Here is a 14,221-nt window from a genome sequence, read left to right as displayed (position 1 = left end):
TATCAATCTTAGTGCGTGACAGGTATCCGTGCCAATGCGGATGCCTGCGGCGGGGCTGATCCCCGCCGGCGAGACGGCCAGTGGACAGCCTCCGGCGCCGGCGGCCGATATCCGAGCGATGAGTGAGCCATTGAAAATGCGAAACAAAGTCGCCAAAATAGAAACACCAGGTGGGGGCTCGCCCGACCTGGTGCCTTAATCTGATGTCGACGACGCGTAGCATGAGCCAGTGGGGCCAGTTCGACTGCTCTGAAAGGATATGTGCCGCCGCTATGGCTGAGAGTCAAGTTCCATACCCGTACGATGCGGCAACGATCACTTCACTCAAGGCATCGCTTTCTGAGCCAAGATTCGCAACCTACCTCACAAAAGCGGCGGGAAACGAGCATTTTGCCTTCGCACTCTACCTGTACAACGCAAAGCTTGCGAAATCGTTCCTGTTCCCTTTGAGCGTCGCAGAAGTGACCTTGCGCAACGCCGTGGATGGCGTCCTTCGTCAGCTTCATGGAGATGAATGACACCAGGATGGCGACTTCCGTAATAACGTGCTGACCCCGGAGAGCCTAGGGGCTCTGGACAAGGCAATGGAAAGAGCTCGGTCTAACGAGCGCGGGAAGGTGATTGCCGAGCTCACCTTCGACTTCTGGTCCAACCTGTTTCGCAATGAATACGCTGATCTGTGGCGAACCAAGTCTAATATCGCGTTTCCAGGCCTGTCCCACGACCAAGGGCGTCATGAAATCCAGTCGCTGGTAAGGGAGATCAACCGGTTCCGGAACAGGGTTGCGCATCACGAGCCAATTCTGGACATGAACGTCCCCGACATTCAGTCGAAGATCATCAAGTTGGTGGAACTTCGGTGCGAAGTCACTGCCAATTGGATGCGGCATCATGCGACGGTGAACATCGTCATGCGTTCGCGGCCGAACCTGTCGGGATCTGCACCGGTAAGTCTCGCGAGCAGAGCAGACCCGCGGTTCTATGTCGTCTCAAGAGCCACGAGCTTGATAGAACTTTGCAGAGAAGAAGCGCAGAGCTGTGCGGCGTTTGTTTGTGTCGAGGACGGCCAAGCCACAGCGGCGTTTTCACACCAACAATTGTCAAATTACCTTACGCTCAAGGCGTTTGAATTCGATGGCCTTATCGACCTGAATGACCACTCGATCGAGGATGTCTTGACCGACCCTGCGGTCGGTATGGGTTTTCGGACATTGCCTGCGGATACATCGTTCTTTGAGGCGATCAAGGTCCTGAAAGAACCGAAAACCCGCGTTGTCGTTGCGCTCGACCGGGACCAAGGCATGCCCGTAGGCGTAATGGTTCGAGCGCATCGGCGCTACTGAGCGTTGCTGCATTGGAGTTCCTATGCCCACGCCCCGCGAAACTATCCGCACCGCGCTGCGGGGTGACGTGCTGCCCGAGCGCGTCCCGGCCGAGGGGTTGCTGATCCTGCGCGACGGCGAGCCGGGGGAACCCAAGGTGACGCTGTCGCCGCTGCGCTATCACTACCAGCACCGCGCCGAGATCGAGGCTGTCGTGCAGGGCACCGTACGTGACGCCGCCGACCGCACGCTGGGCAGGCTCTGTGACTGGGTCGAGGGCGCGGCGAGCCTGAAGGCGGCCGTGATCCCGGTCATTCTACACTACACCACGGCCGATCCACTGGCCTGACCCATCCAACAACAGGAGACGGTCCACTTGGAAGCTGATCTGCCCCACTTGAGTGGTCCGGTTCAAAAGTTAGTGCATTGTGGGCCTTTGGCCTACTGGCACGATGCTTTCTGGTGCTGGTGGGCGATATCCCAAAGAGCTATGCGGGCGCACCGTGTTGTAGTGCCGGCGCCAGCGTTCGATCAGGATCTGGGTAAAGACGACGAATGGCTGGGAACGTACGCCTTTCCACATCAGCCGCAACGAGCTGGCCTTGGCCGAGGAGCGGTGCTCGGAGTGGTCGTTGTTTCGCCTATGGAGCGTCGTCCGCGAGCCGACAGCATGTGAGCTGCACCCGCCGCTGGACGCGCATGTCTCGCTGACCGCGACGTCCTTTCAGGCGAGTTCTCACTGTCAGCGACGCGGGTGTCAGGGGGTTCAATTGCGGCATGTCGCGCGTCGACGCTCTTAACTAGGGGTCGTCCGCGTGACCAAAGCTGGGTGACCTTCCCACTATGAACGTTACGCGCAATTCTGGGGAGGCGCCGCGCCACAAACTCAACTATCCTGGCCGAAGGCTATGATTTCTTTCAAGAAACGTCTGAATGCGTCCGCCAAAACAAACGGGGGGCGCTTGCCTCCCCGCAAGCACCCCCCGTCGCCCTCACCACGGCTCTCATCGCTCATCTAACGGCTGCTCGCCAAGCGAAGCAGCGGCGCCTCCTGAGGAGTATCGTGTGCGGCACGGAACTCGAAGCCATCAAGCATCTGAATCAGCCGGGCCAAGTCCGATTGCATCTCTGCAGTATGATGTAGGGCTTCGTCAACCATTGCTGCGTTCTGTTGGGTAATTTTATCTAGATCACTGATGGCTGTGTTGATCTCAGTAATCCCGTTGGATTGTCTCGAGGCGCTTTGTGCGATTTCGTCTGCCAGACCTTGAACTTCATTGAACTTGCCAACAAGATTCATCAGCTTCTTTCCAGTTTTATTGACCAAATCAACGCCCATCTCTACTTGCTCCCCGCTTTTCCGGATCAGATCTTTGATCTGCTTCGTTGAGTCACCTGCGTGAACGGCGAGGCTCCTCACCTCGGTTGCCACTACCGCAAATCCGGCCCCAGCTCTTCCTGCACGCGCGGCTTCGACACCGGCGTTCAGCGCCAAGAGATTGGTCTGGAATGCTATATCCTCGATCATCTGCGTAATTCTTCCGATGAGCTGCGCCGACTCCCGGATCCCATCCATGGCCTCGGAGGCATGCCCGACCGTCTTAGAGGCATCGTTCAGATCCAGATCCGCCGCCGTCGCAACCTTCTGTGAGCTTTCTGTCAGTCTAGTGGAAGCCTCGACAGAGCGGGTAATCTCTTGCATTGCCGCCGCAGTCTCCTCAAGCGACGCCGCCTGGCTACTGGTGCGCGCTGCGTGATCCTCACTCATCGTGGAAATTTGTTGCGCCTTACGCGCCAAGCTCTCCATCAGCGCGCCGATCTGCCCGAACGATCCGCCGAGCCTCAAGACAGCGGCGTTCAACTTCTGACGAACGGGGTCGTAGCGTACCGGGTAGTCGCTGACCTCTGGACCAGGAATTTCATAACACAAATTGCCGTATTCGAGCTGTTCAATGGCATGGCCCAAATGTTCGAAGGCGACTTCAAGCTCTTCGTTCCAGACACGCAGCGTGACGTCTGTGACACATTGGATGTCAAAGGCAAAGGCGCGGTTCACCGCGGAAACCATGCCTCCGATCTGGTTGATGGCAAGCGCTCTGCGGCCGGTGGACTGCTTGGTAATCAAAATTTCCAGAAGGCGGCTTGAGGCAAAAGCATAGGCGCCGAGGTAGACCTTCAACGGCAAGTTGATCTGAGCATGGCGCCGACCAATACGATCAATCGAGGCAAAGTACTCGCTGTCGAACTCACCGCTTAGAAGTCGAAGCCAATGCGCTTTCTGAGCTTCTCTGGCGATCTGCATGCGTTCAGGCGACACGAAGAAGCCAACCAGCTCCGGATTGGTTTTGAGCTTCTCATAGAATTGATCCAGAACGTGATCCATGTAGGGCAGAAGATGTCGACGCGCAGCAGCAAGAGACTTCGCTGACGAGTGGCCCAAGTCGAAGAATTCGACGCTCGCGGAGAAGGTGTTACTCATGAGGTTCTACCATGTTGGGTCAATGCGCAAAATACACATCGGAAATGTTGCTTTTTTCCTAACTCCCGCTGGGATTCACGGTCTTTTGTACGTCTTCATTAGTTGCTTCGGCCACTTCATTGCGGCGCGATGTGAGCTCTACAATTGCCTTCATGAAGGACCATGCCGATATAATTTATCCCTTGATCAACGAAATCGCGCACTTTAGCGCCAACATTGATTGCCAGAAAGACAGACAATAAGAGGGCGGATGGCAAACGACCCGCTGACTTAAGCGGCCAGAATTTCTCGGCATAGGACGTATTCCGTCAGGATCGTATGGATCCGGCAAGGCGCGGCTTTGAGCGGGTGTTCCGGAAGCTCCGGAGCGGTCTGCCTGCCGACGTTCTCGCCGTCTTGGGAGCCGAAGGCGTTTCTGTGGCCTCGATGCGCCCGGTCAACCGCAAGGAAAGGGAACTGTTATGACCAAGAAGCCGATCAGCGAAACCCAGGTTCAGGCGATGATTGCAAGCGATCCCGATGTACCTGAGGCCATCGACGCCCAGCTCGCCTAGGCGAAGCCCTGCTCCGAAGCATTCCCTGCGCTGGCCGAGAAGATGCGCAAAAACGTAGGTGGCCACACGAAAGCCGGGAGCCCAAAGGTGGCTGTTTCCCTACGCCTCGTTCCCGAAAGGGTGTCCCGCTTCAACGCGGAAGGGCCGGATTGGCAGGCGCGGATGAACTGGGCGCTGAGGCTGGCTGCGGGACAGGGATGATCAAATCTGTCGTGTGTTTGTCGGCTTTTCTTGTCGCCTTGATGCCGAGTTAAAGTCGTCGCACTGTCGGGTGAGATTCTGAGCGGATTGGTCTCGAGGAAGCTTAATCGGAGATGATCCATGACCCTTAATCGTCACGCTATCAGGGAGCGCCGAGACGAGCCTGGACTGACACAAGAGCAGCTTAAAGAGCGGACGCACGTTCAAGTCCGCACGATCCAGCGAGCAGAGGCGGGGAACCTCGGAGACGCAGCACTTCGCCCTGTCTTGGGTGCAGACGCCGGAGATCTTGTTCGCGACCGTCCGCGCCCACTGGGCCATCGAGAACAGCCTGCACTGGCAGCTGGACGTGTCGTTCCGCGAAGACGCCGTACGAAATCGGAAGGATAACGGCCCAGGCAATATCGCCATCCTGCGCCGCCGTGCTCTCGACGTCATGCGCAGGGACACGCAGAAGGGATCACTCCCCATCAAGCTCAAGCGAGCAGGTTGGGATCACAACTTCTTCCGTAGCGTTCTGAATGTTTTAACAGCTGCATGAGCCATATGCGATTACCCTGCCGGTCCCCGAAGAGCGCCAGTACCTGATTCAGTCCCGCATTCTTGCGCAGGACTGCCCGACCTGACTCGACAGCCCCGCACACATGAAACGCATTCTTCGCCAGATCGAGACCGACCATGAAAATCTCCGACGTGACCGCCTCCCAATTCGGATTGTTGCTATCCCACCTCGACTGAGTAATGCTGTCGGGGCGGCTACAGCATCAGCACCCATCGCATCAATTCTTGAACTATAGTCATAGTCATTCAAGTTCGACATACGACGCAGGCTGTCATGGTTCCATCTAGACAGGACCGCCAGACCAAAAATCTGACAGACTTACGTCTTACCAGTCGCTGTTCAACGCAGGTGAGGTCCAGTGAGCATCAAAGATACCCTAAGAGAAAGCGCAGTTTCTGTGTGGCAGTCTACGGATCGGGTCATGGGGCTCACACGTGGAAAAATTGAAAGATCGCTCTCTCTACAAGACCCAGAGACTGCAGGTTTCGCCCCGTTGCTGCAGAAAAATGAAGTAATCCCAGCATCTGATTGGCCAGTCGCCTGCGCTGCCGATAGGGAAAGCGAAATCTACAAGCGGAAGCTGCAGGCGTCGTATCCTCATGACGCAAAATGGACATATGGCGTGGCTGCGTTGAGCCAAGCGAAGGTGGATCTCGGCCGTGGCGTCCATGTTGCCCGAGCAGGCATGTTACTGACGCACTATTGTGGCGACCAAACATTCGACAACCCAAAATACGCGGTTCCAATGCTCACGCTGCCATTTCGTCGAGTGCGCAGTCGGCAGGAATGTGGTGTGATGCTGCTACCTGCATGGCACCACAATTTCTATCATTGGATTATCGACATATTGCCACGCCTCGGATTGTTGGACGAAACGAGTATCTGCGCGCCGCTTATCTTGCCTGATACTGCAAAGGGTTTCGTGCGAGATACCCTTACGCTACTCGGTCGAGACTTTCAGACTCTCGGAGCTGGGGTGCATTTTTTTGACAGTCTGTACTTGCCATCGGCTATGAGCCCAACGTTGGATATATCGAGAAGTAAACTCTCTTTTCTTAGAAATCAGGTTCTGCCTGTAATGAAGCGTGCAGCGTCAGAGCCGAGAGGTCGTCGCCTCTACATCTCTCGGAAGGATGCGAATATACGCCGTATCAGGAATGAAAGCTCATTGATTGATATGCTTAGCGCAAGAGGGTTTGAGGTGGTCACTCTCTCCGAGCTATCAATCGCGGATCAAGTTTCTACGTTTGCAGACGCTGAATTTATTGTAGGTCCACATGGTGCAGGTTTCGCCAACTTAGCCTTTGCTCGCGAAGGCACCAAATTCGTAGAGATCTTCAGGAAAGGTCACTTTAGCCCCTCCTATTACCGTATCGCTCAAGCAATCGGCTGCCCATACGGTGTTATCGTCGCAACGCCTGACGGCCCCGATATGGAAGTCAATGAAGAAAAATTGATCGAGCTTATTGATAGAATGGATGCTGCCGCAATGTGATTTTAGACGGTTGGATACTTGCCTTCAAATGGCCTTGAGCGACTCGGATCGATAATTTCGACGCACTTAAAGTCACATGCGCTCATAATATTAATGTTTAGGCATCCCTCTCTATACGGGGCCACTTATGGCTGGGAAGGCAAAGCCCTTCCAGCCAGTCACGCGATACATCTATCCCAAGAATCGTGGTCTCAAATATCATGTTGCTCTCTCTTTCTTATGTTTCTTGCTCCCACAAACTGGGCCGCCCTCAATTGTTCGAGATGGTGAAGGGAGGCAGGATTGGCCTGCCAGATGATGCGCCGCCCAGATGATGATCGGTCTGGCGGCGGATCACGGCGAGGAGAAGGCGGTGATGATTGACGCGACCTACCTCAGGCTCATCGCACGGCGTCCAGTCTAGGCATCAAATAGGGGACGCGGGCGCCTGATTGATCGTACCAAAGGTGGTATGAAAACGAAGCTGTACGCGATTTGCGACAGCCAGGGTTGTCTGATCCGCCTCTTCGTCAGCGCGGGTCAAGTCAGGCCTATGCAAGTTTCGTCAAAACGATGGATTCATGTCGATCGGGGGCGGGGCACCCACTGGGGTCTGCCCTAATTTTCCATGACCCGGGCGCTGTTCGCGCTCCTCCGGCGTTCTTCAAAAGTCAGGTGAGGGCGGCAGCGCCCCATTCAGTGTCACCCACGCAAGCTTATGGTTCCATACAGAATTTCCGCTTCTGCAAGCTAAAGTCTCTTAAGGAATATTATGTAATTAAAACGTGCCAGATCAGTAACGGCATCAAAGCCGGCCTCAGGGAGCGTCTGATACACCTGCGCGTTCCTGCGTGATCTGGCCGGATTGATTTCGCTCACTGATCCGGCTGCGTGGTTCAAAAGGCGCAGAAGCTCGAGGAGCAAACCGCACCGTAGCATCACCGAAAAACGCAGCGATCAAAACCGGCCAAGGTGGTTGACGCTCTACACCTGTCAGTCCTCTTTCGCGCCCAAGGCCTCCAGAATGCTGCGCGCCAGCGTTTCAGGATCGGATTGATCAGCAGACCACCGCAGGAGCGTGCCGTTCTTTGCCTTTCGCACCGCATCACCCTGGGCACCGAGATCAAAGGCCAAGGTGGGCAAGCCTGTCGCGAGGCATTCATGAACCGTGTAGGAAAACGTCTCCGGCCAGACGGAGGGGATAAGCCAATGCGTAATCCCATAACGCTTTGCGAGATGGGGAATATCTTCTACCGCGTAGGTGCCGTGAGCCTGAGTGCTATCGGCAAGAACATACCCTGGAGCGATCCGGCCAATCAGGGCGAGGTTTATATCCGCTCGCGTAGACAGCATTTCTGAGAGCGCAACCACGATCGCCGCCCCTTTCTGCGGCCCAATCGCGCCGAGAACACCAATCGTGATCACGGCACTCTCGTCGACACTGAGCTGGGGGAGCGGGTGCAAGAGGCTATGAGGGGCGACAACCAAACGGGTTTCCGCCTCAGGATAGGCTTGCTTCAGAAGCGCAGCACTTGCCTCCGAGAAGACCTGAACCCGTGTTGCTGCCCTGAGAGCCATACCCCACGCGTGGCGCCAGGCTTCAAGCGATAGAATGACCCCATTGGGACGATGGTAGCGGTGAGCGGGATCCTGCGTCGCGATATCTGGCAATCCTCGATAGACACCATCTTGGTCGAGCAGCGTATAGGAGGGGCTCAGCGGGAGATAATCGTGGAGAAGGATGTCCATCTCTGCCCCCACCGCAAGTGTGGTCAAGAAGCTTGGGATCTCGCCAAGATCGGAATCTCCGACTGCACACGAGTAGATGATTTTACGCTTTGTGACCGGCGCCAGAAGCCTCTCCACCAGTTCCAAGCTTTCTGTATTGGCAATCAATCGGCCTTGGGGCGTTGCAAGCTCGATCCGGCACCGGAAGGCACCCCCCAACCGGATGACGACCGAGACCGCCTCTTTCTGAAGCCTATCCTGAAGGTAGCTCTCAGCGCCGCCTCCCATCGAATGCGCAATATAGACCGGGATCTGCGGCAGATTGGAGTTCGTCTCGGCCCATGCGAGAGCGCCGACCATGCGGGCGGTGATCAGGGGATCCTCTCGAATGAAGGTCTGGACCAAGCGGTCGTAGCCTGGATAGCGCGTGGCGATGACGGCATTGTTCTTTTGGATCAGCGCGAGTTTTTCAGGGCCAAAACTGGCCCCACCGCGATGTTCCACGAAAAGGTTGGGAACAGCGACATGGTGAGCCCCTTTTGCCACGGCGCGGCGACACCAATCGACCTCTTCGCCATAGCCGCGCCCGAACACAGTATCGAGGCCGCCGAGGTCCGCCAGCCAATGCCAATGCATGGCCATGCAGAAGCCCACGCCGGTTGGGGCGCGCACTTCTGGGGCGCTAGCGGAGATCTGCTGTTGCAAGAGAGCATCGATCTTGTCGACTTGCCCGTCTTCCAGCTCCGAGCGAACGCAGACGATCGGGATATTGAAAATCTCAGCGTCGCTCGAGAGGGGGGTGGCCGTCGCGACCATCGGATCTTCCAACGGCGCGGTCAGTCGACTTGCCCAGCCTGCGGGAACCATGGCGTCGCTGTTCAGAAGGATGACCGGGCCTCGAAGCGCCAACTCATGGGCATGGGCAAAGCCACGGTTGACGGATTGAATGAAACCAAGATTGGTTTCGTTCTCGAGCAAGTCGACCCGCGTGGTCGGAGGCAGGCTCTCGACCCAAGCCCGCAACCACGGCCGCACTCTGTCATCCGGAGACGCATCGTCGATCAGCACGAGGTGGAACGGCAGATCGGTATGCGCCACGACGCGGCTCAACGCTTCCTCGAGGAGCTCGAAGGCGTTATAGATGGGCATGATGATGGTGATGACGTTCGGCGTCAGACGGGGAGCCGCGCTCGAGCTTTCCGCCGCGAGAAAATCAGCGTCGAGAGACAGCTCGCTTGCAGGCAAGCCGAGGCGCAAAGCGGCTTTGATCCGCCGCGGCAAGTCAGGATCCTTCCGCCACAAACCGCGAAGGATCATCGGGACGATGGGGAGTGTGTCACGCCAGAAGCGCAGCCTTAGTCCACGCGATGCCCGCCGGCGCGTTTTCTCCACGCGCATATCGTGCAGGATTTCCACCCGCCCTTCGGGAGTGTCGAGCTCCAGCAAAAGCAGGCCGTGATCATAGGGCAAGCTCGCTCGAAACCCGACATGACGATCAAAGTTGAGAGCCTTGGCAACATCCTCGCGCTCGTCGTGTGGTGAGCGCCAGATTTGAGTTTCTCCCAAGCGGATACCTAGCCGCGGAACCCGAGCCCAGCCTCTCAAGTGAATCCGACCTTGGTACAGGCGCAGTTCTTCCAGATACCCAAGGTTTGCGCCGCTCTTGTCGCGCAGAGCACAGCCCGGCAGTGCCAAGTCCAGATGATGATCCAGGTAGTAAGTCTGCATCCACCGTAGGCGATTTCGGAGGAACCGGATTTTCTCGATGAGGACGGGCAAGCTGGGTTTCCTTCCTGGTCACACGATCCGCAGGGGCGCTCTATAGCCTTCCGAGCGCAGCGGCCAGATAGATCAGGGCCGTCTCTGCCCGCGCCTGACGATGAACGGCAAATTCTTGCAGGAGTTTCAGCTTCCCCACCCTGCCCTGATTGGCCCACTGAGTACTCAAATGCCTCGCGCGTGGTGTCAGGGGTAGGTCGAGCCCCCCAAGGGCACTCATGTTGGCGGTGAGCCATCTGCCAAGCTGACCCTCGCGCACCGCTGAAAGTCGCTGGCGCCTTGCTGCTGCGGAGGAGCGAACGCCCATGACGTTCCGGCCATGCTGGCGGTATATGAGAGCGGTTTCCGGGTCGATGAGGGCAGTAGCGTCTACCGACATGAGGAGAAGGTAGATCCACCAGTCGTGATGCGGCACGTTCACCGGACCGGCCTTGCGCACGATTTCCAAGGCGGCCGGGTTAAGTGTCAGGGTGTGACCCGACATGATATTTTGAACGAGGGCATTCCCCAGCGAGGGACCTCGCTCCCACACCTGCGAGGGTCGTTGGCCAGCCAGGTTCTCATCTGCAATTTCGTAGCGCGCGGCCCAAGCTGCCGGAGGCAAGTCTGGGTCACCCAACTGCGTGAGGGCACGCTCGAGCTTGTGGGGAAGCCAGACATCATCCTGGTCCGAGAGGGCCACAAAGCCTTTTGGCAAATCCTTATGACAAAGAAGGTGCAAGAAATTTGCAGCACTTCCGCGCCCGGGGCCACTCAGCAGGCGAACCTCGCGTTCAGGATTGCGACGCGCAAAGGCTTCAAGCCGCGCCCAGGTGTCGTCTTGCGAGCCGTCATCGCTCACCCAAAGCGACCAGTTTTCATGGCTTTGTGCCAGAAAGCTCTCGAGTTGCGCCTCAATCCAGCTAGCACCGTTATAGGTGCCCATAAGGATGCGGATGTGAGGTCGGCCGCTTGGCTGCGCCAAAGAGGGGGGAGTCTGCATTTAACTGGCTTACGTCAGTCCTCCGACCGAGGGCAAGAGACGTGTCGGATGCAGCATTGCCCTCTCGCCGCACACCAAGCTTGCTCTTGAACATCATCTGTGACGCAGACGATTGGCGCCCTCGAGCAAGTGACGGGTGCCCCTGCCTGGGGCGATATTCTTGTCTTTCAGTGCAAAAAACGGCATTGGGCGGGTGAGGCGTTTTATAGACGTCGTCGCTTCTCCTGTTCTTGTCGAGAGCGATTGACCCAGAAGTTCCAGGCGTGAGGTGCTTGATTTGCGGATCCGGTTCAAGCTGTACTCAGCGTCCAATCTCACAGCCGGGTGGGCGGCATGAAGCTTCTGATCACAGGAGGAGCGGGCTTCATCGGGTCGGCCGTAGTTCGCCGGGCTATTGGACAAGGCCACCGAGTCATCAACGTCGACGCGCTCACCTATGCGGCGTGTGAGGAGAATGTTTCCTCCGTCGCCGACAAGTCTTCTTATGTCTTTGAGCACGCGGACATTCGTGATCGGGCGACGATGGACCGCATTCTGGGACAGTATACGCCCGATGCAATCATGCATCTCGCGGCCGAATCTCACGTCGACCGGTCGATTGATGGGCCTGGAGCCTTCATCGATACGAATATCACGGGAACTTACACTCTCCTTGAAGCTGCACGTGCCTACTGGGTTCAGCAAGGGCAACCGGAGACATTCCGCTTCCACCATGTCTCTACGGATGAGGTGTACGGCAGCCTAGGGCCGAGCGGGCAGTTCCAGGAAACAACCCCCTACGATCCCCGCAGCCCTTACTCAGCGAGCAAAGCTGCAAGTGATCATCTGGTCAGCGCTTGGCATCATACCTACGGCTTGCCCATGGTGATGACCAACTGCTCAAACAACTACGGCCCGTTTCACTTCCCAGAAAAACTCATCCCTGTGATCATCCTGAATGCCTTGGCAGGCAAGCCGCTACCGATCTATGGCGATGGCTCGAACGTACGGGATTGGCTCTATGTCGAGGATCACGCTGATGCCTTGCTTCTGGTCATCCAGAAGGCCGCGCCTGGCGCGCGCTACAACATCGGTGGCGAGAACGAACGCTCCAATCTGGAATTGGTCAGAACCCTGTGCCGCCTGCTGGACGCCAAACGCCCCAAGGCAGTCGGGTCTTACGCAGATCAGATAACCTTTGTGACGGATCGACCGGGGCATGATGCGCGCTACGCCATCGACCCGACGCGGATACGGAATGAGCTTGGTTGGCGTCCCAGTGTGACAGTCGAAGAGGGCCTGGCGCGAACGGTTGATTGGTATCTCGAGAACGAGGCCTGGTGGCGGCCTCTTCAGGCGCGCCGCGGGGTGGGCGAACGCCTCGGGGCGGGGGGCGCGTCATGATCCTGATTTTTGGGCGGACAGGACAGGTGGCTTGCGAACTCGCACGCCTCGCTCCCGAGGCCGTGTTTCTGGACCGCGGGCAGGCCGACCTCCGGCAGCCGGCGCATTGCGTGGGAGAGATCCTCGCACTGCGCCCGAAGGCCGTGATCAACGCCGCCGCGTGGACGGCCGTTGATCAGGCCGAAGAGGAAGAAGAAACCGCAACTCTTGTGAACGGAGAGGCGCCAGCGGCCATGGCGCGGGCCTGTGCGGACATCGGAGCGGTGATGGTCCAGATTTCGACCGACTATGTCTTTAATGGCATGGGCACGACCCCGTTTCTGCCCCATGACGAACCCGCGCCCCTCAGCGCCTATGGGCGCTCCAAACTGGTGGGCGAACAGGGTGTTCAGACGGCAGGCTGCTCACATGCCATCCTGAGGACCTCTTGGGTGTTCTCGGCACATGGGGCCAATTTCGTGAAGACCATGCTGCGGTTGGGAGCTGTACGCGACAGTCTCACGGTTGTGGCCGATCAGATCGGAGGCCCCACCTCGGCACGAGCGATCGCACAGGCCTGTCTGACGATGGCCTATACGCTTCGAACCGATCCCGAACTGAGTGGGATATACCACTTCAGCGGCGGGCCAGACACGAGCTGGGCCGATTTCGCGCGGGCGATCATGACCGAGGCTGGTTTGTCTTGTCGCATCGACGACATTCCAACATCGAGCTACCCAACATTGGCAACACGCCCTGCCAACTCGCGGCTGGATTGCAGCTCCCTCGCCCAATTCGGGCTCGAGCGACCGGATTGGCGCCTTGAGCTGCGCCACGTCCTTGAAGAATTGAAAGGCTCGTCATGACACGGCGCAAAGGCATCATCCTCGCGGGTGGCTCGGGAACGCGGCTCTACCCCATCACCATGGGTGTCTCGAAGCAGCTCCTCCCGGTCTACGACAAGCCCATGATCTATTACCCGATCAGCGTCCTGATGCTTGCCGGTATCCGAGAAATCGCGATCATCACCACGCCGGAAGATCAGGGGCAGTTTCAGCGACTTCTGGGGGATGGAAGCCAGTGGGGCCTCCGTTTCGAATGGCTTGTACAGGCTCGCCCCGATGGGCTCGCCCAAGCCTATCTCCTCGCCGAGGCGTTTCTGGCGGGCAGCCCGTCGCTCATGGTTCTGGGCGACAACATCTTCTTCGGCCATGGCTTGCCAGATCTTCTCGCACGTGCCGATGCCTTGGAGGCGGGAGCGACCGTCTTTGGATATCGGGTCGCGGACCCCGAGCGCTACGGTGTCGTCGACTTCGACAAGAAGGGGCAAGTGCGCGCCATCGTCGAGAAGCCTCCGGTCGCGCCGTCCAATTATGCGGTGACAGGATTGTATTGCCTCGATGGGACGGCCCCGCTCAAAGCCGCGCAGGTCACCCCGTCCGCCCGTGGCGAGTTGGAAATCACAACCCTTCTGGAAATGTATCTGGCAGAAGGGAGCCTCACGGTCGAGACCATGGGCCGCGGTTTTGCCTGGTTCGATACCGGCACCCATGAAAGCCTGCTCGATGCGGGCAATTTCGTGCGGACGCTGGAAGCGCGCCAAGGCTTGCAAATGGGAAGCCCAGATGAGATCGCCTACACCGCCGGCTGGATCGACCGCTATCAGCTAACAGCCCGGGCAGAACTTTTCGGAAAAACGACCTACGGACGCTACCTCGGCCAGTTGCTGCATGAGTGAAAACAGTCCTGCAGAGCCTGTAGAGAGATTGACGAGCCAT

At 57.8% G+C, this 14,221-nt stretch carries 11 protein-coding genes and 6 pseudogenes; 12 read left to right on the top strand and 5 right to left on the bottom strand.

Annotated features, from left to right (window positions below; genetic code table 11):
* Positions 1-221: 221 nt before the first annotated feature.
* From BCY78_RS21645 to BCY78_RS21635, 3 genes are read left to right on the top strand one after another with little or no spacing between them, the layout of a single operon-like run.
* On the top strand, positions 222-518 hold the full coding sequence (locus BCY78_RS21645) for a hypothetical protein (protein ID WP_139103269.1): 297 nt from the start codon (positions 222-224) through the stop codon (positions 516-518).
* A 27-nt stretch (positions 519-545) separates the two neighbouring features.
* The gene (locus tag BCY78_RS21640; RefSeq protein WP_068305961.1) at positions 546-1,343 is read left to right on the top strand and encodes a hypothetical protein; all 798 of its coding nucleotides are present in this window, start codon (positions 546-548) and stop codon (positions 1,341-1,343) included.
* A 22-nt stretch (positions 1,344-1,365) separates the two neighbouring features.
* On the top strand, positions 1,366-1,671 hold the full coding sequence (locus BCY78_RS21635; protein ID WP_068305959.1) for an acyl-CoA transferase: 306 nt from the start codon (positions 1,366-1,368) through the stop codon (positions 1,669-1,671).
* Positions 1,672-1,740: 69 nt separating this feature from the next.
* On the opposite strand, the pseudogene BCY78_RS24925 reads toward BCY78_RS21635, so the two are convergent.
* Positions 1,741-1,863: pseudogene (locus BCY78_RS24925) on the bottom strand (integrase core domain-containing protein); the annotation flags it as partial.
* On the opposite strand from BCY78_RS24925, the pseudogene BCY78_RS24920 reads away from it, so the two are divergent.
* Positions 1,859-2,062 (top strand): annotated as a pseudogene (locus BCY78_RS24920) (protein NO VEIN domain-containing protein); the annotation flags it as partial. The pseudogenes BCY78_RS24925 and BCY78_RS24920 overlap by 5 nt on opposite strands.
* A 275-nt stretch (positions 2,063-2,337) precedes the next feature.
* On the opposite strand, the gene BCY78_RS21630 reads toward BCY78_RS24920, so the two are convergent.
* Positions 2,338-3,801: a globin-coupled sensor protein gene (locus tag BCY78_RS21630; RefSeq protein ID WP_068305958.1), complete on the bottom strand. Its 1,464-nt coding sequence runs from the start codon at positions 3,799-3,801 to the stop codon at positions 2,338-2,340.
* 575 nt (positions 3,802-4,376) lie between these two features.
* Between BCY78_RS21630 and BCY78_RS26055 the strand changes: the two are divergent.
* The 3 pseudogenes from BCY78_RS26055 to BCY78_RS25715 all read left to right on the top strand — a co-directional run.
* Positions 4,377-4,556 (top strand): annotated as a pseudogene (locus BCY78_RS26055) (BrnA antitoxin family protein); the annotation flags it as partial.
* 120 nt (positions 4,557-4,676) lie between these two features.
* A pseudogene (locus BCY78_RS26340) lies at positions 4,677-4,781 on the top strand (helix-turn-helix domain-containing protein); the annotation flags it as partial.
* A pseudogene (locus tag BCY78_RS25715) lies at positions 4,768-5,097 on the top strand (ISAs1 family transposase); the annotation flags it as partial. The pseudogenes BCY78_RS26340 and BCY78_RS25715, both read left to right, overlap by 14 nt.
* Here BCY78_RS25715 and BCY78_RS26335 read toward each other — a convergent pair.
* Positions 5,033-5,236, bottom strand: coding sequence for an IS110 family transposase (locus BCY78_RS26335; RefSeq protein ID WP_139103267.1), 204 nt, complete (start codon positions 5,234-5,236; stop codon positions 5,033-5,035). The pseudogene BCY78_RS25715 and the gene BCY78_RS26335 sit on opposite strands and share 65 nt — an antisense overlap.
* 240 nt (positions 5,237-5,476) lie before the next feature.
* Here BCY78_RS26335 and BCY78_RS24910 point away from each other — a divergent pair, with 240 nt between their 5' ends.
* Both BCY78_RS24910 and BCY78_RS24905 read left to right on the top strand, forming a co-directional pair.
* Entirely contained in the window at positions 5,477-6,613 is a 1,137-nt protein-coding gene (locus tag BCY78_RS24910; protein WP_139103266.1) for a DUF563 domain-containing protein, read from the top strand.
* Between the two features lie 304 nt (positions 6,614-6,917).
* Positions 6,918-7,202: pseudogene (locus tag BCY78_RS24905) on the top strand (IS5/IS1182 family transposase); the annotation flags it as partial.
* Between the two features lie 383 nt (positions 7,203-7,585).
* On the opposite strand, the gene BCY78_RS21610 reads toward BCY78_RS24905, so the two are convergent.
* Both BCY78_RS21610 and BCY78_RS21605 read right to left on the bottom strand, forming a co-directional pair.
* Complete coding sequence (locus BCY78_RS21610) at positions 7,586-10,048, bottom strand: glycosyltransferase (protein WP_158515985.1); 2,463 nt, start codon at positions 10,046-10,048, stop codon at positions 7,586-7,588.
* A 91-nt stretch (positions 10,049-10,139) separates the two neighbouring features.
* Positions 10,140-11,081 carry a glycosyltransferase family 2 protein gene (locus BCY78_RS21605; RefSeq protein WP_068305952.1) on the bottom strand — a complete coding sequence of 314 codons (942 nt, stop codon included), beginning with the start codon at positions 11,079-11,081 and terminating at the stop codon, positions 10,140-10,142.
* Positions 11,082-11,414: 333 nt separating this feature from the next.
* On the opposite strand from BCY78_RS21605, the gene rfbB reads away from it, so the two are divergent.
* From rfbB to rfbA, 3 genes are read left to right on the top strand one after another with little or no spacing between them, the layout of a single operon-like run.
* On the top strand, positions 11,415-12,464 hold the full coding sequence (gene rfbB, locus BCY78_RS21600) for a dTDP-glucose 4,6-dehydratase (protein ID WP_068305950.1): 1,050 nt from the start codon (positions 11,415-11,417) through the stop codon (positions 12,462-12,464).
* Entirely contained in the window at positions 12,461-13,309 is an 849-nt protein-coding gene (rfbD, locus tag BCY78_RS21595) for a dTDP-4-dehydrorhamnose reductase (RefSeq protein ID WP_068305948.1), read from the top strand. The genes rfbB and rfbD overlap by 4 nt, the downstream gene beginning before the upstream one ends.
* Positions 13,306-14,181 carry a glucose-1-phosphate thymidylyltransferase RfbA gene (gene rfbA, locus BCY78_RS21590; RefSeq protein ID WP_068305946.1) on the top strand — a complete coding sequence of 292 codons (876 nt, stop codon included), beginning with the start codon at positions 13,306-13,308 and terminating at the stop codon, positions 14,179-14,181. The genes rfbD and rfbA overlap by 4 nt, the downstream gene beginning before the upstream one ends.
* Positions 14,182-14,221: the final 40 nt, after the last annotated feature.

The organism is Pararhodobacter sp. CCB-MM2, assembly GCF_001691415.1.
Classification (GTDB): domain Bacteria; phylum Pseudomonadota; class Alphaproteobacteria; order Rhodobacterales; family Rhodobacteraceae; genus Pararhodobacter.
Note: the sequence above shows the minus strand (reverse complement) of the source record. Positions and strands in the feature narration are given on the sequence as shown.

What these genes read in the sequence shown, in the direction of transcription:
- BCY78_RS21645 (WP_139103269.1), top strand. Translation starts at nt 222, where the DNA reads ATGAGCCAGTGGGGCCAGTTCGACTGCTCTGAAAGGATATGTGCCGCC.
- BCY78_RS21635 (WP_068305959.1), top strand. Translation starts at nt 1,366, where the DNA reads ATGCCCACGCCCCGCGAAACTATCCGCACCGCGCTGCGGGGTGACGTG.
- BCY78_RS21630 (WP_068305958.1), bottom strand. Translation starts at nt 3,801, where the DNA reads ATGAGTAACACCTTCTCCGCGAGCGTCGAATTCTTCGACTTGGGCCAC.
- BCY78_RS26335 (WP_139103267.1), bottom strand. Translation starts at nt 5,236, where the DNA reads ATGGTCGGTCTCGATCTGGCGAAGAATGCGTTTCATGTGTGCGGGGCT.
- BCY78_RS21610 (WP_158515985.1), bottom strand. Translation starts at nt 10,048, where the DNA reads ATGCAGACTTACTACCTGGATCATCATCTGGACTTGGCACTGCCGGGC.
- BCY78_RS21605 (WP_068305952.1), bottom strand. Translation starts at nt 11,081, where the DNA reads ATGCAGACTCCCCCCTCTTTGGCGCAGCCAAGCGGCCGACCTCACATC.
- rfbB (WP_068305950.1), top strand. Translation starts at nt 11,415, where the DNA reads ATGAAGCTTCTGATCACAGGAGGAGCGGGCTTCATCGGGTCGGCCGTA.
- rfbD (WP_068305948.1), top strand. Translation starts at nt 12,461, where the DNA reads ATGATCCTGATTTTTGGGCGGACAGGACAGGTGGCTTGCGAACTCGCA.
- rfbA (WP_068305946.1), top strand. Translation starts at nt 13,306, where the DNA reads ATGACACGGCGCAAAGGCATCATCCTCGCGGGTGGCTCGGGAACGCGG.